Annotated in this window: 1 protein-coding gene; it reads left to right on the top strand. The window is 66.5% G+C overall.

Going from position 1 to position 257, the window contains the following annotated elements:
- A partial coding sequence (locus tag KVS69_RS19865; RefSeq protein ID WP_217539859.1) for a VOC family protein occupies positions 1-257 on the top strand: 257 nt, incomplete at both ends.

Here is a 257-nt window from a genome sequence, read left to right as displayed (position 1 = left end):
CTATCATCCGGGCGGCACCGTCGCGATGGCGACGGAGAGGCTGAACCTGCAGGCGCTCTACGAGAGCGCTCCGAAGACGAACTGGGGGGGCATGGCGGGCGGCACGGCGATCGGGCACATCCACCTGCAGGTCGGAGACATCCCGGAGGCCGACGCCTTCTATCGCGGTGTCCTCGGCCTGAAGATCATGGCGCGGTATCCGGGTGCAAGCTTCTTCGCCACCGGCGGCTACCACCACCATATCGCCGCCAGTATCT

The sequence above is a fragment of the Stenotrophomonas sp. GbtcB23 genome, from assembly GCF_019091045.1.
GTDB classification, from domain to species: Bacteria; Pseudomonadota; Gammaproteobacteria; order Xanthomonadales; family Xanthomonadaceae; genus Stenotrophomonas; species Stenotrophomonas rhizophila_A.
This window is presented reverse-complemented; position numbering and strand designations above follow the sequence as displayed.